This is a genomic window from Pseudomonas sp. S4_EA_1b (assembly GCF_016307435.1).
GTDB classification, from domain to species: Bacteria; Pseudomonadota; Gammaproteobacteria; order Pseudomonadales; family Pseudomonadaceae; genus Aquipseudomonas; species Aquipseudomonas rhodesiae.
Window position 1 is genome coordinate 1 of the sequence record NZ_JAEILC010000053.1, and the last position, 26,771, is coordinate 26,771.

The following is a 26,771-nucleotide window of genomic DNA, read 5'->3' on the forward strand; positions in this document are numbered from 1 at the left end:
TTCAATTCAATAACCGTGTTGCACTCAGCTCCTGCAACCGCCCAGGGTTGGCTATCGGGGGGACTTCCAATTTGGCAGTCGCATTAATTGGCTCTTTCTGCCTGCTAAGTTCGGTATGCATTTTTGTATTCTGCCATTTGATGAGTAAGGCTGAACGAGCCAGGTACGAAGAGTACAGAGCCACGTATGTATCAAGTCTGAGATACACGTCAGAAGCAAGTTCGCTTCCTCCTGCTCCAGTTCCCCCCGTGGGGGAGATTTTGGGTGCAGAGCGTGGTGCAGAGTCAGTGGTCGTCGCGCAGTCGCCAGTTGATCTGGATCTAGGCCTGGACTCAGGTAGCAAACTCCCTCCAGGCCGGCGGCGCATTGTTCTTGATTAGGCCGAGCCCGCCGGCCGTCCCGTCGGTACTTGTGGAGAGTCATGCGTTACCTTCGGCACATACACGGCATCGGGTTCCAATGTGATGGAACAGGTTGCTGTATCGGCATGCTGTGCTCTTGGCGAACAGCCTGGACGAACCGTGAGCGTGAGAAAGTCCTTAAGCTGGGACTGACATCTATCGGGAGCAAGAAACTCGAGAGCTTCACTCAACTGGTAGCCGTTGAGGGCCATCGTAGAAACGCCGGTGTCACTTCCGGGCTGAAGGTGGATGGCCAACAGTTGGAGTATCGTAGCCTCAAGGGCGGCCGTGTCGCAGCCGGCAAGTCGAGTATCCGCTTGTAGGAGTTGATGAAGCCGGCCTTCAACGCTTCCTACTTCTCTGTTAGTGACGAGCCGAGGAGGGGATGAACTCCGAGGGCTGGCTGCCGATATCCAGGCTTCCAAAGGGCCGGGATCGACCTGAAGGGCCGCACATGGCGGCTGCTCGGTGCTGACGTGGTCGTGTAGCCAGTATCTCCCCAAATGCCACAGTGTCCCGCAGTTCCAGCATTGCTGGCTTCCCTCCAGGCCTGAGACCGAGAGGGGGCGGTAGTAGTGTTGTGCGCTATGTTCAGGTGAGTTCATGTTTGGCCTGACTATGAGGTAATTGGGCTACAGCTGACACGTAGGGATGAGCTCTACCGGAACCCCACGGGAGTCAATCAGGCTCTTCATCGCGTAGGGGTAGTTGTCGTAGATGACACCATTGAGATATCTCCCGGCGCGTTTCTTTCCGGCACGATTCATCCGGGCATCGTTCTTGACATCGCCAAGGTCAGAGGTGGCTCTATCCGTTCCGTGCTCTGTCACACACATGACCGGTACGCCATCTACAACGGGATGGCCAAGCGATTTGGGGCCGCGTGGACACCAAGCGCCCCATTGCTTGAAGAAGAAGGGCACATTCATTCGGGCGCACTGTTTCCGAAGGCTCTCTGCCCAGTCGGGATGCATTGGGCGAGCTTGATCACCAGACTCGCCTCCAACGACGACCCAATCAATTCCGGCTCGTCGGTATGCGATACCTTCCTTTTTCGAGAGGGAGTTGTAGGTGAAGTCCCCGTCCTGGACGCGCAGTAAGTCGACCGGGCCAAGAAGCGGTTCCAGACTCAGCCAACGAACTGCCGCGGGCGTATCGAGTAAATGAGAGATTCTGGCTGCTTGTTCTTGGTCTTCGACGCTCACGCCAAGCCAAAGATTAGGGAGAGGCCATACTGAGCGCAGATCCATTGCGTGGTCAGCACGAAGGATCTTCGCCTCAGCCTCAATACGATCTACAACGTGCGGATCGTTAAGGTAGTCGCGCATTCTTGATGCTCGCTTGGTGAGCACCTGGAACACGTGCGGCTTGGCCTGGGTCGTATACGCTAGCGCCATTACGGCAAAGATCTTGTCGATTACACTGAAATGAACGCTTTCGTGAAAAAGGTCTGACATGCTGTTCACGAAGATCATTTTCTGCTTTCTCCACCGGAGAGGCAGTTGCAGCGCTTTTTCTACGAAGGAAACCTTTCCATTCCACTGCCCGCCGCGAGCTAAGAGCCCGTCGTAGGAACCATGCCCCTCGGGTACGCCGCGGCCGCGCTCCATCAAGATGATTCTTGCCGCTTGGGTTTCGGCGTAACAGTGCATGCAACCCTTTGAAATTCGTGTACACCCGGCCAGTGGATTCCAACTAGCATCTGCCCACTCTATGTTCGTTTTGGAACTCATAATTCATCTCGCATCAATGCGACCTCAGGGTTCATTTGACATGAGCCTTGATCTGGGTACGCCCTAATTCGCCCCTCTCGGTGGGCACGGAAAGTTTCTCTATGCGCGATTTTCCTGGTCTTCTCAGAACTGCAACCTGGGATTGGTTCCTATGCGCGCATGTGAGCCAGAATTGGGCGGGTTAGGCATTTCGGCGGGGTAAAGGCGTGAAAAGATGCAGATGATCTGGCGGGGGGATTTCAAATGGGTGACGAATTTCTTGTGTGGTCCTTGGTAGGTTTGGCTTGGCTGATTCTTTTGCCCACGGTCTTGATCTTCATTGCGACGTGGACCGTTTCCAAAGTGGTTAAAGCATCGTTTGTCACTTATGCAGCATTGGGCTTTATTGGCGTTCCAATTCATGAACTCGCTCATGGACTGGCATGCCTTTTGTTCCGCATGCCGATAACTAGGATGCGACTATTTGCCCCAAACCATGAAACTGGAAATTTGGGTTACGTTTCCTTTGCTTACAATCCAAGGTCGACTTTCCATGCAGTTGGTCTCGTAGTACAAGGTGTAGCCCCGCTAATAGCCGCATGCATAATTTTAGGGTTTTTCTTTCCCATCCCGAGCGAGGGCGTCGTTTACTTGGGAGCTGTCGAAAGTAACTGGTTAGTGAGGTTCACCGCAGAGGGCATCAATCAGGGCTTATCGCTCACGCTTGGGAATCTGGTGTTAGGTATGGAAGGAGCGGGGTGGGCAATACTTGCGTTGCTTATCGCTGCATACTCTATCCCCAGTTGGTCAGATGTGCGCATTGCTCTGCGAGGGGCAGTTGTGGTCGCGATTATTTTTGTAGCGGGTTGCGCTTTGCTTTCCATCGCAGGGGAGCTTGCTCCACTTAGTCTAAAGGGGGAGGTTGGTCTGCTAGAGGGGTATCTGAAAGATGCACTCATGGACGCGGTCGGTGCAGCGATTCGGGGTATCTCAATGGTGGTTTTTGTCTCCTTGACTGGCCTTGTAGTCATCCAGGTTTTTCCTGCCCTAATTGGGCATATGATTAAAACGCTGATGTCGGCCTCGCGCGAAACGAGTGACGACGAGAAAGAAAATTGCCGGCCCGAAGGACCGGCAAATATTTAGATGATTACAGCATCAATGCACCAGTCAATTCCTGAGAGTTTTCTTTTCATGATTGGCTGGTGTTTTATTGCGTTTTCAGTTTCGCTGAGAATCTGACGCTTGAATCGATCTTCAAGCATGAAGTCCGGCTCATCAACGTACTGTCTGTCAAACTCTCTTTCCGAGATAGGCGTTAGCCCTCTCCTGGTACCGCGTTCCACAATTTGAACGAGAAAGGTCGCGGTGATTTTTGCAGTGAGTTTGCTTTTCATTGTAGGCCTCGAGTAGCGCAGGCCTTCCCAGCTGGGAAGAGCCCCAGTGGGTTAGTGGAAAGTGATTTCGATGTGTCTGTAACTCACGCCGGCACGCTCGCAGACCCGCAGTGTGGGTTCTTGGCCGCCACGAGATGCTCGCTGGTTTAGTGCCCACGAGAGAGCCTGGTTGTAGGTCATCCGTTTAGGCAGATGCCCGCAGCCGACTTTTACAGGAAGTGCCGGATCAGGGCTTTCATCAATGAAGAAAGGCATGGTGTGTCTCCAGTGAAGAAGGACACACCAACCCAGAGGGCAAGTGTGCCCCTGGGGGATGGCGGTTAAGCCGTGGATGCTGACAATACAGGTCAGCTGCTGACGTCAAGACCTGCTCAGCAGGGTCTTGAAGATTGAAGCCAGGCGATAGCCTGTGTGCTGCGTTTAACGGTACCCCAATCGCTTGAGTTCGGAAAGAACCGTTTCCTCCGCAAGGGCTCTGATCTGCGGATTGCCCTTGGTGAGCCTCTCAATGAGTACCTGCTTTTCCGGAACGTAGACAGCTGCGAATTTTACGGCGCGGTCAACGATTGAGCTGACGTTGACGATGATGTCGCACAGCTTGACGTCATGCGCGTCAGCATTGCCAAGTGCGTAGTGCTCAATGTCAATTGCCACTCGTGTGGCTCGATCGCCGTCCTCTCGTTTCGAAATCTTGCTGACCATCTGGACGATTGTGGCCACCTCGATTCCAAATTCCCGGCGCAGCAATTCGTAGCTGACATGCGTGTCTTCGATCACGTCATGAAGCAATGCTGCAGCTAGGACTGTGGAATTGGAGGTGTACCTCGAAAGCAGCTGCGATACAGCTTCGAGGTGGGTCGAGTAATCCTCGCCTGTGTAGGGGGTCTTCTGCCCGATAGCTGCATGAGCCCCCACGGCGAAAGCCCTGGCTCTGTTCAGCAGGGTTTCGTCCGTTGACCGGGACTCCTGGTTGCTCAACGTTGTCATGCTCTACGCCTTGTGGGTTGGTAGCGTGTATTTTCGCGCAGTCGGCCAGAATGCAACTGCGCATAACCAAAAAGCCCGACCTCTCTTTAGGAGTGGTCGGGCTTGATCTTATGTGCCCTGGTGGATGATCAGGTATCCAGCGTGGTCTGCTCGAGCAGAGCTGATCACAGGCACCAGTTTTTCAGGAATGTCATCCCAGCTGTTGGCCAGATTCAGGACGAATTCCCAGACGCCGTCTTGCCCATTGCGCGCATGAACAAAGCTGGCTTTTTCCTCGACCCATTTCCACTCAGAGACCTCTTCGGGGATATCGTAGTCACCTACGATATCTTGCATCATTACCGATCTGATCTCTTCTTTCGTTGCGCCGTGGAATGCCTCGAAAGGCTCGCGGGCGTCCTCGACCGTCACCCCAAAAAACTGAGCAAGCTCAGCAATGGACAACTGCTCCGTTTCGAACGGCGCTCCGCTGCTTTTGGCGTGGCCGGCGAACCAGAAATCACGAGAACTTACGTTCAGCGTTTCGCCATCGATCTCGAATTCGGCTTGATAGTCGACAGTCCGATCCAGCTTCTCAACCTTGTGGAGGTTGCTCGCTTTGACGAGAACGCTCAAGCGAACGATTTCAAGAGCCTTGTTTCGATCAAGAGCGAATGTGGCGGAGGAGGGGACTACGCCATCAACCTGGTTGCGCAGCTCAACGTCGTAGGATTTAGTTGTGTTCATGTGGATCTCCTTGAGGAAGGAGTCCTGGCCCGCTAGGGGTCAGAGACCCCTAGGGTTTGTGTGATGCTTCTGAAAGGGTGAAGCTACCCTCGGCAGGCAAGGTGCCTGATGAGGTTCTGATGGTTACATAGCGACTCTGCCGCATGCAAGACGCTAAGCTGCGTTCTCCTTTCGCCATCTGAGATAATCGCCAATGTCGGTGAAGCCGGCATTCCAGGCCAGGGTGTCAAGCATGTCCATTGTTTCACCGGGCATGGCGAGTTCTTTGAGCTCCTTAGGGATTTCTTCAGCTTGCTTGGAGACCTCAGATTCCTTGCCAGATAGGCGCATCCAGATTTGCTTCAGGTGATCGTCGTCGTGCGCCATGTGGAGCTCGTAAATGAACTCCTCGGTGATCTCGTCCGGCTCAACCCCCAGTTGGCGGGAGTATTCGGAACGCCAGTGGGTTAGGTCGGCATTGTGCCTTTCGAAGGCCTCGATGAATTCCTGATGAGATTCCTCGTCTTCGTAATCGTCTTCATGTTCATGCTCACGCATAAACAATTCTTCGGCTTCTCTTTGCTTTAGCAGTTCAGCGTCAAGCTCTTTCTGTCTTTCAGCAGACTTTGAAAGTACCTGCGTCCATTCAATCTGTTCCCCTTGGTCAACGCGAGACTGAATGGACCTGTTGACTGAACGAAGCAGTGCATCAGAGTCCCGGTTGTCAGCGAATGCGCTTAGAGTTTCGCTTGAGATTTCATCCGCAATTGCAGGTAAATTTCGCTTCTCTAGCTGATCGTTAGCGCGGTTCAGCAGGGCGTCTGCAAAGCGCAAGCTTCCTTTTAGCCGACGAGACTCGACCTGCATTCTGTAGGTGTAAGTGCGCAGCCAGAGATGAATGAATTGCTGCCGATCTTGGGCGTACTCGATGTTGATGTCATGAAAGCGACTGAAGAACTGGCCGTCATGGCCGGCATCCATGCTGTCACCCTCATGTGCAACCTCGTGCTCCAGAAGGGAGAAGAGGAGATGGGCAGTCTTTAAGGGCTCTGAGGCTAGCTTTCTAGCCAGGTCGATGTTGAATGCGATGTACTTTTCGCCGTCGGTCCAAGCCCGCATGCTGTTTGATTCGCCAAGGAGAATCTTGAAGCGCTTCCCGCGGTGTACTTGAAAGTTCCCATACACCCGGCCGCCGGTGATCACAGCGGCATAACGCTCCAGGGCTAATCGCATAGGGCTCCAAGCCCGGTACTGCGGTTTTGTAAGGGCTTTTTCCGCGCTGACTACACCGACCTTGATTTTGAAAGAGTCACGGATGGTGTGGTAATCGAGAAGGTTTGGCGCCCCCTCTCTGATATACCAAGCAAACCTGGCCGGAGATCCAGGCTCGACGCAGCCTGATTGGTTTGGCAGTTCATCAAGAAGTCCGGTAAGCGTTTTAACAATGCGATCGAGATCATCACGAAGCTCGCCGGCGCTGTAGCACCCAAACCGATACATGGTTGAAGGGTGGACAAGAAGGGCAATTCCTTCCCGTGCGATGGCTTCGCCTTTGGGGACATCCTGAGCCCGCTCAACGACTGCGTAATTTTTTTCATGGGAGAAACTTCTACGGATGAACTCCGCGAAGGTGACATGCTTTTTCCCTGGAAGGAGCGTAATCACTTCCTCTTCTCCGAAGATTCGGAGGCTATCAGTGTCGCCGCCCAGCAGCGCTCTAGCAGACTGCTCTCTTCGTGCCTCGGTTTTTCGGTGATCGCCAATCCGGCCGTTCAATTCGTCAGCCATCACTTTGAGTTGTGCAGCGATGGCTTTCCAGACAGGGCAGGTTTTCCTGAGGATCTCAGTTCGGGACACGTTGAGACCGATTGGCTTCTTCGTGACGACCAACCCACCACACCCCCACATGTGACTGGAATCGTTGCGTACCAGAACGCCTTGGTTATAGATGCCAACTGGTCCGTCCGGCTTTACTCGGTAGTAGGCGTTCTCGTCCTGGTAGTCCCAGTTCTCTTTTGATGGATCCTTCGTAATCGGCGCCCCGTTGAGCGATACGGCGATCGGGGTATACCTCACAAGATCCCGAACCTCTTGAAGACAGATCATGAGGTCGGTGTACTCAAGTACTTCGTACCATTTGCCCGTGATGTTGCACCCTGGCTCGGGCGCTTTTAGTTCTTCCAGGTCGTAGCTGTATCCCATCGAAAGGGTATCGACTGACATCTGCCAGCTGTTGGACCTCCAGATCGTCGCCGCATGGGCCATGATTTGCCCGCGGCCGAGACGGAAGCGGCCGTACTTCGCGTCTCCCTCAACGTGAGGCGTTCCAAACCTGCCGAAGTATCGAATGACGTCACTGTGGCTCGCGAAGCCTTGGCCGTCGTCCGAGCATTCGAAGCCGCTCTTGTCGATGGCCAGTCGGACGAAGGTCGCACCTGCATCGACAGAGTTCATGATCAGCTCGATAAGGGCTTTACCGATAGAGCCTGCCTGGTGATGGATGATGCTGTGAATTACTGCAGGGTCGAGCTCAAAAGGGTGGCGCATCACATTCTCCGGTTCAGAAGCTATGCGCCTATCTTGGGGACCCTTCCTTTACGCTTGGAGTTAATCCGCCCCTGGCCGGGGGCAGATGACCTAGCCTGATGTGGCAGTCAGTTACTGCTGGAAGTTGGGGTGAGGTTACGCTTTAGCAGCGCGATCCTAAGCTGGATGTAGTCCAGCGTCTTTCCAGATTTCCCCTCTACATGTTCTTTGAGGGGCTTCAGCTTATCGAACCCGTGGATGGCCATTGCTGCGGGGAGATAGGCATCCAGGACCTCCTGAGCATCTGGATCAACGAAGGGTTGATATGCAATGCGGCGTTGCGCAATAAGTTGTCCGAGCGTGATGCTAGCCTTCGTTTCTGTGGTTTCCAGGGTTCTGGCCAGGCTGCTGATCGAAAGCATGTCGGGATCCTGGGTATCGTTCGTCTTCAGGTATTGCAGAAGACGATCGCGCAGGTCTATCTCTCTCTTCCGTTGCCGCTTCTCCTTCTCGGAGCGCGGCGTCGCCCCAGCTCTCTCGTTGCGAAGGCCAGCAGTGGGCGCATACGGGTACTCGTTGATCACAATGTTTTTGGCAAGTACTTCATAGCCGTGTCGCCAGAGCATTGCCTCATGGATTTTAGCCATCGCAAGTACGGCTTCTTCCCCACGAGGATGGTGACCGACTTGGACGTTGTACATCGCACCGGCTGCGGTTATCTCTCCTGCTTCAGCTTTCAGAAGCTGCCACCAAGCTCTTTGTAAATCCAGATGGGCCTTGGGGCTGAGAGCAGGCGACCCCTCGGCACTCATCAGCTTCAGCAATAACGGAATGTCAATGCGCCCACTTCCGAATCCGACAACGATTGTCGAGAGGAAGGCTCTACTAAGGTGTTCGTAGAGCACGCCAAAACTCACGGCGTCTCTTGTTTCCCTTAGGCCTACAGTTCGCCGTACACCTGCGCTGGCTACCGCTTCAGGACTTAGGGAGTTCGCCTCTGTGAAGAAGCTTGACCAAGATGAGGCGCCAGTCGTTGAAACAGACAGTGTCACGACCTCAATTAGCCGAGCCTGTTTCACTGCAGCTGACTCGACAAGCTGCACAGAGATGATGGTCAGCGGTGAGCGAATCTCCTGGGCAAACCGGGTTAGCAGAGGGAATATTTCACTCTGAGGGTTGCGCGCATTTGAAGTTGCAATCATGGCTCTGGCCCGCTGATGGACGTTGATGGGGGAAGTTTCCTCGTTCCTGTCCGAAAGTGGAGCCTAATTAGCGCCGATTCGGGGGACGAATCTGGGCTCCTATTTGCAGGATATCGGTCTATCTCGATAGATGGCCCACGCAGCCTCCCAGCCCTGCTCGTGCGTAGCCTTGACCTCGCGCAGTTCAAGGCATTTCGCATCAGGCATTGAAGAGGTAAATGCCTGCGCTAGGCTTGCCGGGATGACCGGGTCGAGTGTGCCCACCAGGTGGCGCTGGGGGATGTGACGCAGACGATCCCTGTAATCGACCGGCTCCAAAGCTTCAGAGAGCGGTGATAGCTGGTGAAGTCGAACCCACCCTGCAGGGGACAAGTTCCCCGCTAGAGTTTGGACTGATGTCACGTCAGATCGTCTTGCGGCCAGCAGGAGTGCTATGGCTCCTCCGCCTGAGTAGCCGACAAGCTCAACATGACTTGCTCCCATTTTCAGCTTGATCTTGTCCAATGCAGTCGAAATGCTTTCGACTGCTTCATCGCTGAACCGGCGGTCTGTCCAGATTTTGTAAGTGCAGTGATTGTTCATCACGTACTGGCACGGCCTGGCGATGTAGGCGGATGGAGCGGGATCATTGGCCGCCAGCTTGGAAACGGGGTCATGCCGAGATAAGGGGAAAATTCACTCACTTCCCCTCTATCCATATGATTAATATCACAATTTTAAAAAACCACATGGGTATCGCGATGCGGCGATTCTGACGTGTGTCACCCAGGTCGATCGCTGCTACACGGCGAGGAAAACATGGTTGGTGCCGACGTGGGTTACAGGTGTAGGAACAAACAGTTCCCTGATGCTTAGGAATGAGGTCGATTAACAACCTCAGAAGATCCTTCAGTTGAACCGGTCGCGGCAAATCAGGCAGCCGGAATGAATGATTCTATAATCACTCTATAATTGACTATAAAGACCGTCCTAGAGCGGCAGCTAGGCTGCTCCCTGTGACTTGAGGCTTCCCCTCCCTGTCAGACTTGTTTCGCACGTCTGGGTATTGCGCCCCCGCTAGCCGTTAGCAGCCTGGCATCCTCGTCTGGGCACTGGTTTGGACCGGCTGTGAGAGAATGAGGCTGGCCAGTACGACAACAATGCTGGGAGCAATGATTGGCCCATATGCCCAAAACCTATGGCACGCATTGTTCAGGGGGATGTTATGGACAAGCTCTACGACAGGCTGGTTTTGCCGAGAGGCCACTAGGGGTCGCCTCAGAAAACGGAAAATAAAGCACGCTAAGCCGGTTGCAGCGGTCGTAGCGGCCTGAACTTGCCCGCGCCGATCTTGGCGCTGCTGCGCCAGAGGTAATCGCCGGTGAGGTTGATGTGCTCCCAACCGAGCGGCGACAGGTACTGCAACAGCGCGTCATCAACGGCATGGCCGTTGCCACGCAGCGCGTGCGCAGCCCGTTCCAGATAGACCGTGTTCCACAACACGACGGCAGCCGTTACCAGATTGAGGCCGCTAGCCCGGTAGCGCTGCTGCTCGAAACTGCGGTCGCGGATTTCACCCAGGCGGTTGAAAAACACTGCCCTGGCCAGCGCATTGCGCGCCTCGCCCTTGTTCAGGCCGGCATGCACGCGGCGGCGCAGTTCCACGCTTTGCAGCCAGTCCAGGATGAACAGCGTGCGCTCGATGCGGCCTAGCTCGCGGAGCGCCACGGCCAGGCCGTTCTGGCGTGGGTAGCTGCCGAGCTTTCGGAGCATCAGGGAGGCCGTCACCGTGCCCTGCTTGATCGAGGTGGCCAGCCGCAGGATTTCGTCCCAATGGGCGCGGACGTGCTTGATGTTGAGCGTGCCGCCGATCATGGGTTTCAGCGCGTCATAGGCGGCGTCGCCCTTCGGGATGTAGAGCTTGGTGTCGCCCAGGTCGCGGATGCGCGGCGCGAAGCGGAAGCCCAGGAGGTGCATCAGGGCGAAGACGTGATCGGTGAAGCCCGCCGTGTCGGTGTAATGCTCCTCGATCCGCAAGTCGGACTCGTGGTACAGCAGGCCGTCGAGCACGTAGGTCGAATCGCGCACGCCGACGTTCACGACCTTGGTGTGAAATGGCGCGTACTGGTCAGAAATGTGGGTGTAGAACGTCCGCCCTGGGCTGCTCCCGTATTTCGGGTTGATGTGGCCGGTGCTCTCGGCCTTGCTGCCGGTGCGGAAGTTCTGGCCGTCCGACGATGAGGTGGTGCCGTCGCCCCAGTGCTCGGCGAAGGGATGGCGGAACTGTGCGTTGACCAGATCGGCCAGCGCCGCCCCGTAGGTTTCGTCGCGGATGTGCCAGGCTTGCAGCCAAGCCAGCTTGGCGTAGGTCGTGCCGGGGCAAGACTCCGCCATCTTGGTCAGGCCCAGGTTGATCGCGTCGGCGAGGATCGTGGTCAGCAACAGGTTCTTGTCTTTGGCCGGGTCGCCCGATTTCAGATGCGCGAAATGCCGAGTGAAGCCCGTCCATTCGTCCACCTCCAGCAGCAGTTCGGTGATCTTGACGTGCGGCAGGATCATTGCCGTCTGGTCGATCAGCGCTTGTGCGGTGTCGGGTACCGCCGCGTCGAGCGGCGTGATCTTCAAGCCTGACTCGGTGATGATGGCGTCCGGCAGCTCGTTGGCCGTCGCCATACGGTTGACGGTGGCAAGCTGTGTTTCCAGCAGCGTCAGCCGGTCGTTCAGGTACCGGTTGCAGTCGGTGGCCACGGCCAGCGGCAATTCGCTGGCCTGCTTGAGGCTGGCGAATTTCGCGGGCGGCACCAGGTAGTCCTCGAAGTCCTTGAACTGGCGCGACCCCTGCACCCAGATGTCGCCGGAACGCAACGCGTTCTTCATCTCCGACAGCGCGCACAGTTCGTAGTAGCGCCGGTCGATGCCGGTGTCGGTCATGACCAGCTTCTGCCAGCGCGGCTTGATGAACTCGGTCGGCGCGTCGGCGGGCACCTTGCGGGCGTTGTCGCTGTTCATGCCGCGCAGCACCTCGATGGCGTCGAGCACGTCCTTCGCGGCGGGAGCGGCCCGCAGCTTGAGCACGGCAAGGAATTCCGGCGCGTAGCGGCGCAGCGTGGCGTAGCTTTCGCCGATGCGGTGCAGGAAATCGAAGTCCTCGGGCTGCGCAAGCTTCTGCGCTTCGGTGACGCTCTCGGCGAAGGCATCCCAGGACATGACGGCCTCGATGGCGGCGAACGGATCGCGGCCCGCCTGCTTGGCCTCGATCAGCGCCTGGCCGATGCGGCCGAACAGCCGCACCTTGGCGTTGATCGCCTTGCCGGACGCCTGGAATTGCTGCTGATGCTTGTTCTTGGCGGCGTTGAACAGCTTGCCCAGGATGCGGTCGTGCAGGTCGATGATTTCGTCGGTGACGGTGGCCATGCCCTCGATGGCAAGCGCCACCAGGGTGGCATAGCGTCGCTGCGCCTCGAACTTGGCCAGGTCGGCGGGCGTCATCTGGCCACCCTCACGGGCGATCTTGAGCAGGCGGTTCTGGTGCACCGACCGCTCGATGCCAGAAGGCAGGTCGAGCGCCTGCCACGCTTTGAGGCGTTCGATGTGTTCCAGCATGTGCCGCGAATTCGGTTTGACGGGCGATTGGCGCAGCCAGGCCAGCCAGGTCGTTTTGCCGTTGTCCCGACGCTTGAGCAGATCGTCGAGGCGGCGGCGATGCGCGTCCGACAGCGGTTCGGCCAAGGCATCGTAGATGCGCCGGTTGGCGCGGGTGATTGCTTCGGCGCTCGCCCGCTCGACGGCGTTGAGGGCAGGCAGAATGACCGACTGCTGCCGCAGGTGCTCGATCAAGGTGCTGGCCAGCACGATGCCCTTGTCGGTCTGCAAGGCCATCTCGGTCAGCAACTGGACGGCCTGCCGGTAGTGGCCCATGGTAAAGGGCTGGAAGCCGAACACCGTTTGCAGTTCGACCAGGTGCTCGCGCCGGGTCTGCTCCCGCTGCCCGTATTCGTCCCAGCTTTCGACGCTGACCTTGAGCTGGTCGGCGACCAGTTTCAACAAGGGCGGAAACGGCGGCTCATCGACGCCCAGGATGACACCAGGAAAGCGCAGGTAACAGAGCTGCACGGCGAAGCCCAGCCGGTTGGCCGGGCCGCGCCGCTGCCGGATGATGGAGAGGTCGGTTTCGCTGAACGTGTAGTGACGGATCAACTCATCCTTGGTGTCCGGCAACGCCAGCAGGCTTTCGCGCTCGGCGGCGGACAGGATTGAACGACGTGGCATATTTACTGATCCGTTCTCAAGTATTGATACAGGGTTTCGCGACTGATTCCGAATTCACGAGCCAGCTTGGTCTTTTGCTCGCCAGCCTCGACACGTTGGCGCAGTTCGGCAATACGCTCAGACGACAGGGATTTCTTCCTGCCACGGTAGGCCCCGCGCTGCTTGGCGAGCGCGATGCCCTCGCGCTGCCGCTCGCGGATCAAGGCGCGTTCGAACTCGGCGAACGCGCCCATTACCGACAGCATCAGGTTCGCCATCGGCGAGTCCTCGCCGGTGAAGGTCAAATGCTCCTTAAGGAACTCGATGCGTACGCCGCGCTGGGTGAGGCCCTGCACCAGGCGGCGCAGGTCGTCGAGGTTGCGCGCCAGACGATCCATGCTGTGCACCACGACCGTGTCGCCTTCGCGCACGAAGGCGAGCAGCCGTTCCAGTTCGGGCCGCCGTGTGTCCTTGCCCGACGCCTTGTCGGTGAACACTTTATCCACCTGGATCTGTTCGAGCTGCCGTTCTGGGTTCTGGTCGAAGCTGCTGACGCGGACGTAACCGATGCGCTGACCGTGCAAGGTATCCTCCTGAGGGAAATGTGTCAGGAAGAAATCTATGACCCTTGACGGCGTATGTCAATCAATTCGGAAGGCAACTCTATTCTGACGATTTAGCGCCGGATGGTCTGACGCCAAGTTAGAGTATGCCTCAATCTGACGGTAGCGAGTCGCAGGCGTTCGGATCGGCATCGGTTTCGTTCCCTGTCTTGGCACGCGCTTCGAAGCGTTGATAACACTCCAACCCGCAGAAGTGCTCGACGTATTCCGCGCCTTCCGGGGTGAAGGCGGCATCGAGCGGGATTTCCTTGCAGCACACGCAGCAACTGGTGGTGGTCGAGTCACTTGCATTCATGGTGGCACCCCTCCATTGACTGACGAAGACGGCGAATGCCGCCGCCGGCATTGGCTTCGCGAACAGGAAGCCTTGTCCTGTGTCGCAGTCCGCTTGTCGCAATAGATCAAGACTCGCCGATGTTTCCACGCCTTCAGCCACCACATCCATGCCCAGCCCGTGCGCAAGCTGAATCACGGTGTGCACGATGGTTTGGTCGCGGCGGTCGTTGGCGAGCCCGGCGACAAACGATTGGTCGATCTTGAGCGTGCTGATTGGGCAGCACTTCAGATGTTGCAGACAGGAATACCCCGTCCCGAAGTCATCGGCGGCGAAGCGCACACCGATCTGCCGCAAGGCGTCCAGGGCGGGGAAGATCGCCGGATCACCAAACGCGACCGATTCGGTCAGCTCGATTTCGAGATACTCGGCGGGCAACTCGGCATCAGCCAGCACGCCCTTTACCCACCCGTCGAAGTCCGGTCCCACTTGGCTCGCCGAAACATTGACGGCCAGCCGGAACGGTCGCCATGCCAGCATTCGCCAGTCACGCATCTGGCGGCAGGCTTCGCCCAGCACCCAAGCGCCGATTTCAGGCATCAGGCCGGACGATTCGACCACGGGCAGGAACTGGCCCGGTGGCAATAGTCCAAGCGTCGGATGACGCCAGCGCAACAGGGCTTCCGCGCCGACAATCCCACCACTGCGCAGATCGACGACGGGCTGGTAGTGCAGTTCAAGCTGCCCGCGCTCGACCGCTTGGGCCAGTTCCGGCGTCGTCCATCCATCCGGCCGGAAAGCGCTCATTCTCTTTCCCTGAATGCCCGCAACGCCCGCGACAGGGACAGAAGGAACAGGCCGGTCAAACCGAGCGCCGCGATGACCCAATGCTCGCCGAGGAAAGCACCGGCGGTTGTGCCGGCCAGCACGACAGCGAGGATGGGCAGGTGGCAGGGGCAAGTCAGCACAGCCAGTCCGCCCCACAGGTAGCCGGTGATCGGTTTGTGCGTCTCGGACGGCAAGCGCTCGGGGTTGTTCATGGCAGACTCTCCGCGTGCTGTGCCGGCTCGGTCGGCAGGGTGGCCAACTGCACTTCCAGATCGGCCAACGCTTCGCGCCGACGCTCGACGAACTGACGCAGCAGGGCAAGCTGCGCGGCCGCTTCGTCGCCGTCCGCCGCATCCAGCGCCCGGCACAGCCGCGCCAGCGCGTCGAGGCCGATGCCCGCCTCGAAGGCCGCCCGCACGAAGCACAGCCGTTGCAAGGCGGCGTCATCGAACAAGCCGTAGCCGCCTGGTGTGCACGCCACCGGGCGCAGCAATCCGCGCAGCAGGTAGTCGCGCACGATATGCACGCTCACCCCGGCATCAAGAGCCAGCCGGGACACCGTGTAGGCGTTCATTGAACACCTCCTTTTTCTCACCCGGCGCAGCAGGAAAGCTGCTTCACATCCTTGTTGAAGGTCTGCGCCGCGAGCTTCAACCCCTCGACCATCGTCAGGTAGGGGGACAACTGGTCGGCCAGTTCCTGCACCGTCATGCGGTTGCGAATGGCCAGAGCCGCCGTCTGGATCAGTTCACCCGCTTCCGGCGCGACCGCCTGTACGCCGATCAGCCGATGGCTGCCTTCCTCGATAACCAACTTGATGAAGCCGCGTGTGTCGAAGTTGGCGAGCGCACGCGGCACGTTGTCCAAGGTCAAGGTGCGGCTGTCGGTCTCGATCCCGTCGTGGTGGGCTTCCGCCTCGCTGTAGCCCACGGTCGCCACTTGCGGATCGGTGAACACCACGGCCGGCATTGCGGTCAGGTCGAGCGCCGCATCGCCGCCGGTCATGTTGATCGCGGCACGGGTGCCGGCCGCTGCCGCCACATAGACGAACTGCGGCTGGTCGGTGCAGTCGCCGGCCGCGTAGATGTTCGGGTTGCTCGTGCGCATGCCTTGGTCGATGACGATGGCACCTTGCGCATTGACAGTGACCCCCGCTGCGTCCAGCGCGAGGCTGCGCGTGTTCGGTGTCCGACCGGTGGCAACCAGCAGTTTGTCGGCGCGCAATTCACCGTGCGTGGTGGTCAGCACGAATTCACCGTCCATATGGGCGACCTGGCTGGCTTGCGTGTGCTCCAGCACCTCGATGCCCTCGGCACGGAAAGCGGCTGTCACCGCCTCGCCGATGGCCGGGTCTTCACGGAAGAACAAGGTATTGCGCGCCAGGACCGTGACCTTGCTGCCCAGCCGGGCAAAGGCTTGCGCCAGCTCCAGCGCCACCACCGACGAGCCGATTACGGCAAGGCGTTCGGGAATGGTGTCGCTCGCCAGGGCCTCGGTGGAAGTCCAGTAGGGTGACTCTTTCAACCCCGGAATCGGCGGGACCGCCGGGCTGGCACCCGTGGCGACCAGGCAGCGGTCGAACATCACGACGCGCTCGCCACCCTCGTTCAAACGGACGGTAAGGCTCTGGTCGTCCTTGAAGCGCGCCTCACCGTGCACAACGGTGATGGCCGGATTACCGCCCAGGATGCCTTCGTACTTGGCGTGCCGCAGTTCGTCGACGCGGGCCTGCTGCTGGGCCAGCAGCTTACTGCGGTCAATCGTAGGCACAGTTGCCGCAATACCGCCATCGAACGGGCTTTCCCGGCGCAGATGGGCGATGTGGGCGGCGCGGATCATGATCTTGGACGGCACACAGCCGACATTGACGCAGGTGCCGCCGATGGTGCCGCGCTCGATCAGCGTGACCTGCGCGCCTTGCTCGACGGCCTTCAGCGCCGCCGCCATCGCGGCTCCACCGCTGCCAATGACCGCTACCTGCACCGGGGGCTCGTTGCCACTGTGCTTTTCGGCGGCGGCCATCCATCCCCGCACCTTGTCGAGCAGTCCGACGCGGTTGTCCGCCAGTGGCGCATCGGCTAGCGTTGCCTTGTAGCCCAGTCCGGCCACGGCGGCAGTCAGCGCGTCCGGCGATGTGCCCGGCACGATGGCGAGTTGCGCTGTGCCCTTCGGATAGGACACCAGCGCCGACTGCACGCCTGGCACTTTTTCCAGCGCTTCCTTGACGTGCGCCGCGCACGAGTCGCAAGTCATGCCGGTGATTTTTAGATGGGTCATGCAACAGATCCTTTATCGTTTGTGGCGCCAGACAATGACGTCCGTTGTGCTGCGGTGCCGTTTTCAGTGACTCACTGCTTGACGCTGGACGGATAGCCCGCGTCTGCGGTTGCCTTGGTCAGCTTCTGCACGCTGGTCTTGGCATCGTCGAAGGTGACGACCGCTTGGCGTGTCTCGAAAGTCACGTCAACTTTGCTGACGCCTTCGACCTTGGAAATCGCCTTCTTGACAGTGATCGGGCAGGCGGAGCAGGTCATGCCCGGTACGGACAGCGTGACGGTCTGGGTGGCGGCCCAGACGGGGGCAACAACGGCGGCGAGGGCGAGGGAGGCAAACAGTTTCTTCATGGTGAACTCCGATCAGTAGAAAAATGGCATGACGTAGGGAAATCCGAGCGCGACCAGAACCAGCGCGGCCACGATCCAGAAAATGAGCTTGTAAGTAGCTCGCACTTGGGGAATCGCGCAGACCTCACCCGGTTTGCAGGCCGCTGCCTGCCGGTAGATGCGCCGCCAGGCGAAGAACAACGCCACCAGCGCCACGCCGATAAAGATGGGGCGATAGGGTTCCAACACCGCCAAGTTGCCGATCCAAGCGCCGCTGAACCCCAAGGCGATCAGAACCAACGGCCCGAGGCAGCAAGCCGAGGCGAGGATGGCGGCAAGCCCTCCAGTGAAGAGCGCGCCGCGCCCGGTTTTTGGTTCAGACATGCGCTTGTCCTTTCGAATTGAAATTGGATAGCGTAACCTTACTTCCGTACTCATGTACGGAGTCAAGCGATATGGAAAACAATTTGGAGAACCTGACCATTGGCGTTTTCGCCAAGGCGGCCGGGGTCAATGTGGAGACCATCCGTTTCTATCAGCGCAAGGGCTTGTTGCTGGAGCCTGACAAGCCCTATGGCAGCATCCGCCGCTATGGCGAGGCGGATGTAACGCGGGTGCGCTTCGTGAAATCAGCCCAGCGGCTGGGCTTCAGCCTGGATGAGATCGCCGAGCTGCTGCGGCTGGAGGATGGCACCCATTGCGAGGAAGCCAGCAGTCTGGCCGAGCACAAGCTCAAGGACGTGCGCGAGAAAATGGCTGACCTGGCGCGCATGGAGGCCGTGCTGTCTGAGTTGGTGTGCGCCTGCCATGCGCGAAGGGGGAACGTTTCCTGCCCGCTGATCGCGTCACTACAGGGTGGAGCAAGCTTGGCAGGTTCGGCTATGCCTTAGCGTGCTTTATTTTCCGTTTTCTGAGACGACCCCTTCCAGGCGCATGCCGACGTGCTGGCGGTGGCCGACCGGGCGCTGGACGAGGTGGCGCGTTTCGTCGCGCCAGGGGCGAACAGTATCCTCATTACCGGCGCCGCCTCCGGTATCGGCGCCGCCACGGCGCGACTGTTCCACGCCCGCGGCTGGCGCGTCGGCTTGCTCGATCGCGATGGCGCGGCGCTGGCCGCTCTGGCCGGGGAGCTGGAGGACGCATGGCACGCCGAACTGGATGTGCTGGACCGGCCGGCGGTGAACGCGGCGCTGGACGCGTTCGCCGAAGCCTGTGGCGGCCACCTGCGCATGTTGTTCAACTGCGCCGGGATTCTGCGTTTCGGCGCCTTCGCCGAGATCACCGCCGAGGAGCACGGGCGCATCGTCGCGATCAACGTGGAGGGGCTGATCAACTGTTGCCATGCGGCGTTTCCCCACTTGCGGCGAACGCCGGGGGCGCAGGTGTTGAACATGGGCTCCGCGTCCGGGCTCTACGGCGTGCCCCAGATGGCCAGCTATTCGGCGTCGAAATTCGCCGTGCGCGGGTTGACCGAGGCGCTGGAGCTGGAGTGGCGGCCACACGGCATTCGTGTCGCTGACCTGATGCCACCCTTCGTGCGCACGCCGATGGTCACCCGGCAGACCTTCGAGCCGCAGGTGCTGCGTCGGCTGGGATTGCGCATGGGCCCGGAGACGATCGCCGAGGCGGCCTGGCGGCACACCACCTGCGATGCCGTGCACCGGCCGATAGGCGGGCAGTTCAAGGCGCTCTACTGGGCCGGGCAGCTGTCGCCGCCGTGGATGAACCGGCTGGTGATGCGCTGGCTGAGCCGTTAAGGCCGTCTCGGCCAGCCTTCAGGGGCCGCTAGCCGCGCTCCCAGAGCGCGTCATGCACCTGGCCGGCGCTCTTCTCGCGGTGCAGGCGCCTGGCCTGCATCGGCAGGCCTGACGGGCGCCTTCGCTTTCGGTGTAGACCCAGGCGCGTTCGGCACGCCGCCTGCGGTCTTCCAGCAGTTCGCAGCTGGTCTGCAGCAGGCTCTGGTGGACGGGCGGGTCGAGGAAGACCACCTCGAACGGTTGCGTGGCTTGGTTTTCCAGGTAAGGAAACCTGTCCCTTTCAAGCCCAAGGACGTCCGCCGCAGAGGCGGGCCATCACTCCCCGCCGACGATGCTGAGTGAACGCCCGGAGGGTCCAGTCTATCCCGGTATGCCACACACCCAGGCTGCTCGGCATCGCTCCAAGGTGGCGCAGGGGCCGTGCGCCGGCGGTCCATCCGAGCCCGCCGAGGGTGGTGGGCATAGTCGCCTGTGTATAACAAACCTACAGAACCTCGACGGAAACGCCATTTTTTTGCTGATAGAGCCAGGTTGTTGTCGCCGTTGTCAGGAATTGGCATGGGCATTGCTGCCAGCTAGGCCGGTCACTGAGTGGGCGCTACCCGCTTCATCCATTGACACGCTACACCCCTGTCTTCGAGCTCAGCCAAAAGCGGGCCAAACAGTGCGCGCTCCGCCTCACAAGGGTGGGCGCGATAAGGATACGAATCGATGTTCGATATTTTCCCCCTGCTCCAGCAGCGTTTCGAAGCGCTTCGCAGTACCGCCGACTTCTGGTCCCTGCGCCACGTCAGGCAAGCGTCGCAGAAGTTCGAGGTGGTCAGGAACATTCCTTCACCCCCGCGCCTGACGCTCGACCAGGGGGTCATGCTGAGCGTGCGTTTGGCGGGTATCGAGGCCTATGCGGCCACTTCCGATCTGAGCCAGAGCGGCTTGCAGCAGGCGCTCGAGCGCGCCGAGCGACTCGCCCGCGGCAGTGCATGCCGGCCACTGCTCAAACAGTTGCCTGCGCTTTCCAGCGCACGACGCGATTACCTGTCTCCGGCTTACCAGGAGGCACCTGTGCCGCTGCGCGAATGCCTCGAGCTATTGCGCGGCGAGTCCGCCGCGGTGCCGGACGACGAACGCATCGTCCATTGGATGGCGTCGCTGGCGATCGAGGAGGTGGAGCAGATCTACCTCAACAGTGTCGGCGCGCAACTGCGCAGCGCCCAGCGCTTCGTTTATCCGGGAATGTCCGTCACTGCCTACGACGGCGATGACAGCCAGACCCGCACGCTGCACGGCGGTGCCTATGCACAGCAGGGCGGTTTGGACGTGGTTGCCCGCAGCGGCTTCAGCGGGTGCGCGACGAAGATCGCCGACGAGGCCCTGCAACTGTTACTGGCGCCGAACACGCCCAGTGGTGCCCGTGATCTGCTGTTACTGCCGGACCAGATGGTCCTGCAGATCCACGAGTCCATCGGTCACCCGCTGGAAATGGACCGTATCCTTGGCGACGAACGCAACTATGCCGGCACCAGCTTCATCAAGGCGGAAGATTTCGGCCACCGGGTCTATGGATCGCCCCTGCTCAACGTCAGCTTCGATCCGCAGCTTCCCGAGCAACTGGCCAGCTACGCCTTCGACGACGATGGCACGCCGGCCGAGAAGGTCCTGATCATCGAGCAGGGCATCCTCAAGCACCCGCTGGGGGGCGCCCTTTCCCAGCGGCGCAGCGGGCTCGCCGGCGCTGCCAGCAGCCGCGCCTGCAGCTGGAATCGGCCGCCCATCGACCGCATGGCTAACCTCAACGTCGAACCCGGCGAGCAAACCCTGGAGCAGCTGATCGGCGGTATCGAGCGCGGCGTACTGATGGCCACCAACCGCTCCTGGTCGATCGACGATGCCCGCAACAAATTCCAGTTCGGTTGCGAATGGGGGCAATTGATCGAGGGTGGCGAGCTGGGGGCCGTGGTGAAGAACCCGAACTATCGCGGTATCTCGGCACAGTTCTGGCGCAGCCTTAGTGCCGTCGGCGACTCCTCCACCCATCAGGTACTCGGCACGGCCAACTGCGGCAAGGGCGAACCTAATCAAGCGGTGCGGGTGGGGCATGCGTCTCCGGCCTGCGTATTCTCCGACGTCGCGGTGTTCGGGGGTGTGCAATGAGCCTGTCGAATCCGGGCGTTGCCGCCGAGCATTTCGAGTCCCTCAGCCGATGGTTGCGCAGCACACGGCTCGCCGGCGAGGAATTTACCCTGTGCTACAGCGCCGAAGCCTCCGACTTCGTCCGTTTCAATCGCGCCCGGGTGCGCCAGGCCGGCCATGCGCAACAGGCCAGTGCGACCCTGGAGCTGTTCCGCGCAGAGCGTCACGCCAGCTATACGGTGACCCTCTGCGGCGAGCGCGAGGAGGACCGCCGTCGCCTGGCGGACGCACGGCAGCAACTGCGCGACCTGCTGGAGCACCTGCCGGCAGATCCCTACCTGCTGTTCAATGCCGAGGATTGGCGCAGCGAGTCTTCTTCCATTGCGCTCCCCCCGGACGCCGAAGAGGTCATCGCTCAGATAACCGCGGGCGCGGACGGTAGCGACCTGGTCGGTATCTACGCCAATGGCCCGCTGTTCCGCGGATTCAGCAATTCCTGCGGGGCCTTCGGCTGGCATGCGGCGAGCAGCTGCAATTTCGACTGGAGCCTGTTCGACGCGTCCGGCCGGGCGGTCAAGTCGATGCTCGCCGGGCCGACCTGGAATGCCGAGGCGTTCCTCCAGCGCATGGACTCGGCTCGCCTGCAATTGCAGCACCTGAGCCGCCCGGCGCGCCAACTGAGTCCCGGGGCGTACCGTACCTATCTCGCGCCGGCGGCGCTGGAAGAACTGCTTGCCTATGTCAGTTACGACGGGTTCTCCGCCCGCGGCATCCATACCAAGAAAAGTGTGCTGCAGCAATTGGCCAGCGGCCAGGCGGCACTGAGTCCGCTGATCGATCTTGATGAGCGTATCAGCGGCTCGCCGAGCCCGGCCTTCACCGACGAGGGCGCGCAACGCGAGAACATCAAACTGATCGAGCGCGGACGCCTGGTGGGGCAGCTCACCGGTTTCCGCAGTGCCCGCGAATACGGCCTGCGCAGCAATGGCAGCACCTCTTCGGAAACCCCGGAAGCCTTGCTCATGGGCGCCGGAACGCTGCCCTCCATCGAGGTCCTCGAGACGCTGGGGAGCGGCCTCTACATCGGTAACCTCTGGTACGTGAATCAGTCCGACGTAGCCGCCGCGCGCCTGACCGGATTGACCCGCTTCGCCACCTTCTGGGTGGAAAACGGGGAAATCCAGGCGCCGGTAGCCAGCATGCGCTTCGATGACAGCCTTTACGATTTTCTCGGCGAACACCTGTTGGCACTGACCAAAGAGCGCGAGCTGATCGTCTCGGCGAGTACCTATGGCGAGCGCCGGACCGCGTCGATGCGGCTGCCTGGCGCACTCACCAATCGCTTCACCCTCACCTTGTAGCGCCGGGCTGATCGATGGCCGCGGCGGCACACCGACGGCCGTCTCATCCCAGGTTGCAAGCCGGTGAACTGAAAAGGATCGAAATGAGCACCCACACCCACATCACTCCCGCCGAAGCCATGCCGACCACCTCGCGAGGGTTCGTCTGGCACTACACGCGGCTGTTTCTCGGCTGGAGCCTGCTGATGATCGGCCTGGAGTTCGGCGCCGCGCTGTGCACCACGCTGATTCCCTATGCCATCGGCAAGATCACCGGCGCGGTGAGCGAAGGCCTGTGGAAGGATGCCGACATTCTTTCCGCCAGCATGCCGGCGCTGCTGTTGATGGCGTCCCTCGCCGCGGGCGAGATGCTGCTTTCACGTAGCATGAGCCTGTGCATGATCTTCGTCCGGCCACGGCAGAAACAACGCATCACTGCCGATCTGTTCGCCTATCTGCAGAAACATTCGCACCGCTATTTCAGCGAACATTTCGCCGGTAGCCTGGCTCAGCGCATCAGCGAGGCGGCCGTCGGTGTCCTGGAAGTCAGCTGGATGCTGATGGTCGAGTTTCTGCCGATCCTGGTCACCCTGGTCGGCGGGCTGATCCTGATGAGCCTCGCCTCGCTTTGGCTGGGCATGAGCCTGTTGGCCTGGACGCTGGTCTACGTCGGTCTCTCCTATGTGCTGGCGCGGCGCGCCCAGGAATTCGCCCGGCTGCATGCCGAGGCGCGTAGCCTTACATCCGGCAAGATCGTCGACGCGGTCACCAATCTCAACAACATCCGCTATTTCGCCCGCGGCGATTATGAGCAGCAATACCTCGATCGCTTCATGAGCAGCGAACGTCAGGCTGCGCGTCGCTCGTTCCTTTTCATGGAGCGAATCCGCTGGCTGCAGGACGGCATGGCGCTGCTGCTGCGCATCGGACTGGTGGTCATCGCGTTGCTGCTATGGCAGCGCGGAACCATCGACGTGGCGGCCTTCGTCATGACCGCGAGCCTCGGGCTATTGATTGTTTCCAACGCCAAGTCCCTGAGCTATCAGTTCCTGCATTTCTTCGAGTCCAGCGGCAATATCGAGAACAGCGTGCGTACGCTGATACGTCCGCACGAACTGCCGGACCGCGCGGACGCGCGCGACGACCTCCGGTTTTCACGGGGCGAAATAGAGTTCCGCGACCTCACCTTCGGCTACCAGGCCGCAAGACCGGTGTTCGCCGGCCTCAACCTGAAGATCGCCGCCGGGCAGCGGGTCGGCGTCGTCGGCTTCTCCGGATCGGGAAAGTCCACTCTGCTCAACCTGCTGCTCAGGCTGTATGACCCGCAAGGCGGCGCCGTTCTCATCGACGGCCGGGATATTCGCGAGCTGACCCAGGCGTCGCTGCACCGGCAGATCGGCCTCATTCCCCAGGAGCCCGGATTATTCCATCGCACCCTGCGGGAGAACATCGGCTACGGTGCGCCGGAGGCTGCCGACGAACATATCGTGCGCGCCGCGAGACGTGCCCACGCGCACGAGTTCATCGAACGCATGGAGCACGGCTACGAGTCGCTGGTCGGTGAGCGCGGGGTAAAGCTCTCCGGCGGCCAGCGCCAACGTATCGCCATCGCCCGGGTCCTGCTGAAGAACGCGCCAATATTAGTCATGGACGAAGCCACTTCCAGCCTGGACTCGGAAACCGAACGACTGATCCAGGAAAGTCTCGACGAGATCATGGGCGAGAAAACCGTACTGGTGGTTGCCCATCGACTGTCCACCGTCGCTCACCTCGATCGGATCCTGGTGTTCGACCAGGGCCGCCTCGTGGAGGACGGGACTCATCAGTCATTGCTGGAGCGCGGTGGCATCTACCACAGTCTATGGACGCATCAGGTCGATGGACACTTCAACGAAGAAGTGCGGGATATCGAAGCCTCCAGCGAGGCGTGATGGGGGGGATAAACACAATCAACGTCATAAAGATGAGGTTGTATATTGTCGACAACTTTTTAATCCTGTCATGAAAGCTAGCTTTGCTAGGTCTCAACTATTGTTAACCGCCGTACAAGTCGGTTTTTTCTTTCCCCGCCGGTAGTTTCCTCGCTCTGACTCCCATCCCGAGAGGCATAACTCGGACGCCCTCGTGTCCGTAGCCTGTTGGGCGTATATGCCCCCATAACCGCCATCGGTCTTTACGCCGCGCGTCGGGCCTGATGTCTGGCTGAAAATGTCTGATTGAGGGCAAAAGCCATAAAATTCGACGATAACGCTATATATCGATGGGCAACATGCACATTCCTGCTTTTTTTTCGCCAATAAATGACCGCTTTTGGCCCTCCCGCACAATAATGGAGCAGGCGCTCGCCGTGCAGTGCAACCGATTCGCAGCAGCGCTCATTAGTGCGTCGCATGGCTATAAGAGAGTTACATAGAAGTGACCAAAACGCGGCTTTCCTGCGCAAATGTGCAAGTCGTCGCCCATGTCAGGATCTGGCACGTGCATTGCAAATTTTCTGTATGGAAATGCTCACGATGTTCAACTTTGGTCAGGCAATGATTTTTTCCAATTCGATACCAAACATCCGTGGTTCCTCTTCGTGACGATCGAGGCGGAAGTTCAGTTCCATAGGCTCGACGCTGTGCCCCGTTTCTTCGGGGAGCGGCTAAGGCTGCCGTTTATTAACCAGCATCCTGACTCGTCAGAGGGCGGTTGCAGGAGCTGAGTGCAACACGGTTATTGGATTGAAGTGGGCGCATCGTGCCGCATAGCCATGGCCTTTTGCATCACCTCACTCATCATTTCGATCGGACATTTGAAATCGAAGCGCTTACGGGGACGCATATTCAGTTGCAAGGCAATGGCATCCAACTGTTCTTGGCTGTGTCCCGACAAGTCCGTGCCCTTGGGCAGGTACTGACGGATAAGACCGTTGATGTTTTCGTTGCTGCCGCGCTGCCAGGGGCTGTGCGGGTCGCAGAAGTAAATTGCCACCCCGGTCTGCTGGGTGATTTCAGCATGTCGCGCCATTTCTCGGCCCTGGTCGTAGGTCATGCTCTTGCGCATCGCCAGCGGCATGCCATTGAGCGCTGCACTGAATCCCTCCATCGCCGAGGTTGCCGTCGCGTCTTTCATCTTCACCAGCATCAGGTAGCCACTGGTGCGCTCCACCAACGTACCTACAGACGAGGCGTTGGCCTTACCCTTGATCAGGTCGCCTTCCCAATGCCCCGGCATCAGCCGGTCCTCGATCTCCGGCGGGCGCACATGAATGCTGACCATCTCGGGGATCTGGCCGCGCCGATCCACGCCGCCAGAGCGCGGTCTGCGCGTCGTCTTGCTTTGGCGCAGGCAGATGATCAGCTCCTTGCGCAACTCACCGACCGGCAAGGCATAGATCGCGTTATAGATCGTCTCGCGACAGACGTAGGCCTCTCTGAGGCTGGGTATGTTCATGCTGCGCAGCTTGCCGGCAATCTGCTCGGGAGACAAACGCTTACGCAGCATGTGGGCCACCAGCTCGAAGCGCTCACTGCCCGGCAACAGCTTTCGCATCGGGCGACAAGCCTGACGGCGGGCCTGCATCTGTCGCTGGGCCGCGCGGGCCGAGTAGCCACCACTGGCATCTCGATTACGGCGCAGCTCCCGGCTGATGGTCGAGGGGGATCGGTTGATCAAGCAGGCAATCCTACGCAGGCTGAAGCCTTGGGCATGACCGATTTGAATGGTGGCGCGCTCTTCAACGCTGANNNNACTCAGTTTTTGCCGCCGCCGAGTTTATTGCCTGTACATAACGCGAGGCTGTATCGATGGGCAATGCGGCACCCCACAAGCTACTGGACGATGTTTCAGAACCTGGCGGCAAGGCGGCCACCCCGGCCTTTTTCCAAGCAAACGCCTCGGCGCCCGCGCTTTCGAAACGGCAACTGATACTGCTCGCCAGCCTCTCCGTGGTGTTCCATGGCGGGCTCTGGTGGCTGATCAACGCCACGCCGGCACCGGTCGAGATCCCGCCGAAGGTTCCGGAAATGGTCATCGAGTTCGCCAGTCCCGCACCCCCCGCACCGCCGACCCCGGAGC

At 59.7% G+C, this 26,771-nt stretch carries 23 protein-coding genes and 1 pseudogene; 7 read left to right on the top strand and 17 right to left on the bottom strand.

Annotated elements, in window-relative coordinates; genetic code table 11:
• Positions 1 to 1,033 precede the first annotated feature (1,033 nt).
• Complete coding sequence (locus YA0848_RS18410; protein WP_198731382.1) at positions 1,034 to 2,134, bottom strand: DUF5131 family protein; 1,101 nt, start codon at positions 2,132 to 2,134, stop codon at positions 1,034 to 1,036.
• A gap of 243 nt (positions 2,135 to 2,377) precedes the next feature.
• On the opposite strand from YA0848_RS18410, the gene YA0848_RS18415 reads away from it, so the two are divergent.
• A complete protein-coding gene (locus YA0848_RS18415; RefSeq protein ID WP_065327857.1) occupies positions 2,378 to 3,259 on the top strand; it encodes a hypothetical protein in 882 nt (293 codons plus the stop codon).
• Here YA0848_RS18415 and YA0848_RS18420 read toward each other — a convergent pair.
• From YA0848_RS18420 to merT, 14 genes are all read right to left on the bottom strand, one after another.
• The gene (locus YA0848_RS18420) at positions 3,256 to 3,510 is read right to left on the bottom strand and encodes a hypothetical protein (RefSeq protein WP_065085839.1); all 255 of its coding nucleotides are present in this window, start codon (positions 3,508 to 3,510) and stop codon (positions 3,256 to 3,258) included. The two genes, YA0848_RS18415 and YA0848_RS18420, sit on opposite strands and share 4 nt — an antisense overlap.
• A gap of 51 nt (positions 3,511 to 3,561) precedes the next feature.
• Positions 3,562 to 3,765 (bottom strand): hypothetical protein, encoded by a 204-nt coding sequence (locus YA0848_RS18425; RefSeq protein ID WP_141678512.1) that lies wholly within the window; start codon positions 3,763 to 3,765, stop codon positions 3,562 to 3,564.
• Between the two features lie 165 nt (positions 3,766 to 3,930).
• Positions 3,931 to 4,497: an HD domain-containing protein gene (locus tag YA0848_RS18430; RefSeq protein WP_065085838.1), complete on the bottom strand. Its 567-nt coding sequence runs from the start codon at positions 4,495 to 4,497 to the stop codon at positions 3,931 to 3,933.
• Between the two features lie 108 nt (positions 4,498 to 4,605).
• Positions 4,606 to 5,223 (bottom strand): hypothetical protein, encoded by a 618-nt coding sequence (locus YA0848_RS18435; RefSeq protein ID WP_065085837.1) that lies wholly within the window; start codon positions 5,221 to 5,223, stop codon positions 4,606 to 4,608.
• A 153-nt stretch (positions 5,224 to 5,376) separates the two neighbouring features.
• Complete coding sequence (locus YA0848_RS18440; RefSeq protein WP_065085836.1) at positions 5,377 to 7,749, bottom strand: ATP-binding protein; 2,373 nt, start codon at positions 7,747 to 7,749, stop codon at positions 5,377 to 5,379.
• A 107-nt stretch (positions 7,750 to 7,856) separates the two neighbouring features.
• Positions 7,857 to 8,645 (bottom strand): hypothetical protein, encoded by a 789-nt coding sequence (locus YA0848_RS18445; protein ID WP_065085835.1) that lies wholly within the window; start codon positions 8,643 to 8,645, stop codon positions 7,857 to 7,859.
• Positions 8,646 to 10,211: 1,566 nt separating this feature from the next.
• Positions 10,212 to 13,178 carry a Tn3 family transposase gene (locus YA0848_RS18450; protein ID WP_001138070.1) on the bottom strand — a complete coding sequence of 989 codons (2,967 nt, stop codon included), beginning with the start codon at positions 13,176 to 13,178 and terminating at the stop codon, positions 10,212 to 10,214.
• Positions 13,179 to 13,180: 2 nt separating this feature from the next.
• Entirely contained in the window at positions 13,181 to 13,741 is a 561-nt protein-coding gene (locus YA0848_RS18455; RefSeq protein ID WP_003124096.1) for a recombinase family protein, read from the bottom strand.
• Between the two features lie 130 nt (positions 13,742 to 13,871).
• Positions 13,872 to 14,861 (bottom strand): DUF3330 domain-containing protein, encoded by a 990-nt coding sequence (locus tag YA0848_RS18460; protein WP_003132006.1) that lies wholly within the window; start codon positions 14,859 to 14,861, stop codon positions 13,872 to 13,874.
• The gene (gene merE / locus YA0848_RS18465; protein ID WP_003132004.1) at positions 14,858 to 15,094 is read right to left on the bottom strand and encodes a broad-spectrum mercury transporter MerE; all 237 of its coding nucleotides are present in this window, start codon (positions 15,092 to 15,094) and stop codon (positions 14,858 to 14,860) included. The genes YA0848_RS18460 and merE overlap by 4 nt, the downstream gene beginning before the upstream one ends.
• A complete protein-coding gene (merD, locus tag YA0848_RS18470; protein WP_000995360.1) occupies positions 15,091 to 15,456 on the bottom strand; it encodes a mercury resistance co-regulator MerD in 366 nt (121 codons plus the stop codon). Before merD ends, merE begins: the two co-directional genes overlap by 4 nt.
• Positions 15,457 to 15,473: 17 nt before the next feature.
• Entirely contained in the window at positions 15,474 to 17,159 is a 1,686-nt protein-coding gene (merA, locus tag YA0848_RS18475) for a mercury(II) reductase (RefSeq protein ID WP_047710219.1), read from the bottom strand.
• Between the two features lie 71 nt (positions 17,160 to 17,230).
• The gene (gene merP, locus YA0848_RS18480) at positions 17,231 to 17,506 is read right to left on the bottom strand and encodes a mercury resistance system periplasmic binding protein MerP (RefSeq protein ID WP_003131987.1); all 276 of its coding nucleotides are present in this window, start codon (positions 17,504 to 17,506) and stop codon (positions 17,231 to 17,233) included.
• Positions 17,507 to 17,518: 12 nt separating this feature from the next.
• Positions 17,519 to 17,869, bottom strand: a complete 351-nt coding sequence (gene merT / locus YA0848_RS18485) for a mercuric ion transporter MerT (protein WP_003131974.1) — start codon at positions 17,867 to 17,869, stop codon at positions 17,519 to 17,521.
• A 71-nt stretch (positions 17,870 to 17,940) separates the two neighbouring features.
• Between merT and YA0848_RS18490 the strand changes: the two genes are divergently transcribed.
• Positions 17,941 to 18,375, top strand: coding sequence for a mercury resistance transcriptional regulator MerR (locus YA0848_RS18490; RefSeq protein ID WP_003131969.1), 435 nt, complete (start codon positions 17,941 to 17,943; stop codon positions 18,373 to 18,375).
• A 60-nt stretch (positions 18,376 to 18,435) separates the two neighbouring features.
• On the top strand, positions 18,436 to 19,242 hold the full coding sequence (locus YA0848_RS18495) for an SDR family oxidoreductase (RefSeq protein ID WP_223819168.1): 807 nt from the start codon (positions 18,436 to 18,438) through the stop codon (positions 19,240 to 19,242).
• 18 nt (positions 19,243 to 19,260) lie between these two features.
• On the opposite strand, the gene YA0848_RS18500 is transcribed toward YA0848_RS18495, so the two are convergent.
• Positions 19,261 to 19,473 (bottom strand): RsmD family RNA methyltransferase, encoded by a 213-nt coding sequence (locus YA0848_RS18500; protein WP_071536826.1) that lies wholly within the window; start codon positions 19,471 to 19,473, stop codon positions 19,261 to 19,263.
• Between the two features lie 480 nt (positions 19,474 to 19,953).
• Here YA0848_RS18500 and YA0848_RS18505 point away from each other — a divergent pair, with 480 nt between their 5' ends.
• From YA0848_RS18505 to YA0848_RS18515, 3 genes are all read left to right on the top strand, one after another.
• Complete coding sequence (locus YA0848_RS18505; RefSeq protein WP_023095657.1) at positions 19,954 to 21,393, top strand: TldD/PmbA family protein; 1,440 nt, start codon at positions 19,954 to 19,956, stop codon at positions 21,391 to 21,393.
• Complete coding sequence (locus tag YA0848_RS18510; protein WP_023095656.1) at positions 21,390 to 22,733, top strand: metallopeptidase TldD-related protein; 1,344 nt, start codon at positions 21,390 to 21,392, stop codon at positions 22,731 to 22,733. Before YA0848_RS18505 ends, YA0848_RS18510 begins: the two co-directional genes overlap by 4 nt.
• 83 nt (positions 22,734 to 22,816) lie before the next feature.
• Positions 22,817 to 24,643, top strand: coding sequence for an ABC transporter ATP-binding protein (locus YA0848_RS18515; RefSeq protein WP_023095655.1), 1,827 nt, complete (start codon positions 22,817 to 22,819; stop codon positions 24,641 to 24,643).
• Positions 24,644 to 25,427: 784 nt separating this feature from the next.
• Here the strand turns inward: YA0848_RS18515 and YA0848_RS18520 are convergent.
• Positions 25,428 to 26,450 (bottom strand): IS30 family transposase, encoded by a 1,023-nt coding sequence (locus tag YA0848_RS18520; RefSeq protein ID WP_198731383.1) that lies wholly within the window; start codon positions 26,448 to 26,450, stop codon positions 25,428 to 25,430.
• Between the two features lie 50 nt (positions 26,451 to 26,500).
• Here YA0848_RS18520 and YA0848_RS18525 point away from each other — a divergent pair.
• Positions 26,501 to 26,771 (top strand): annotated as a pseudogene (locus YA0848_RS18525) (energy transducer TonB); the annotation flags it as partial.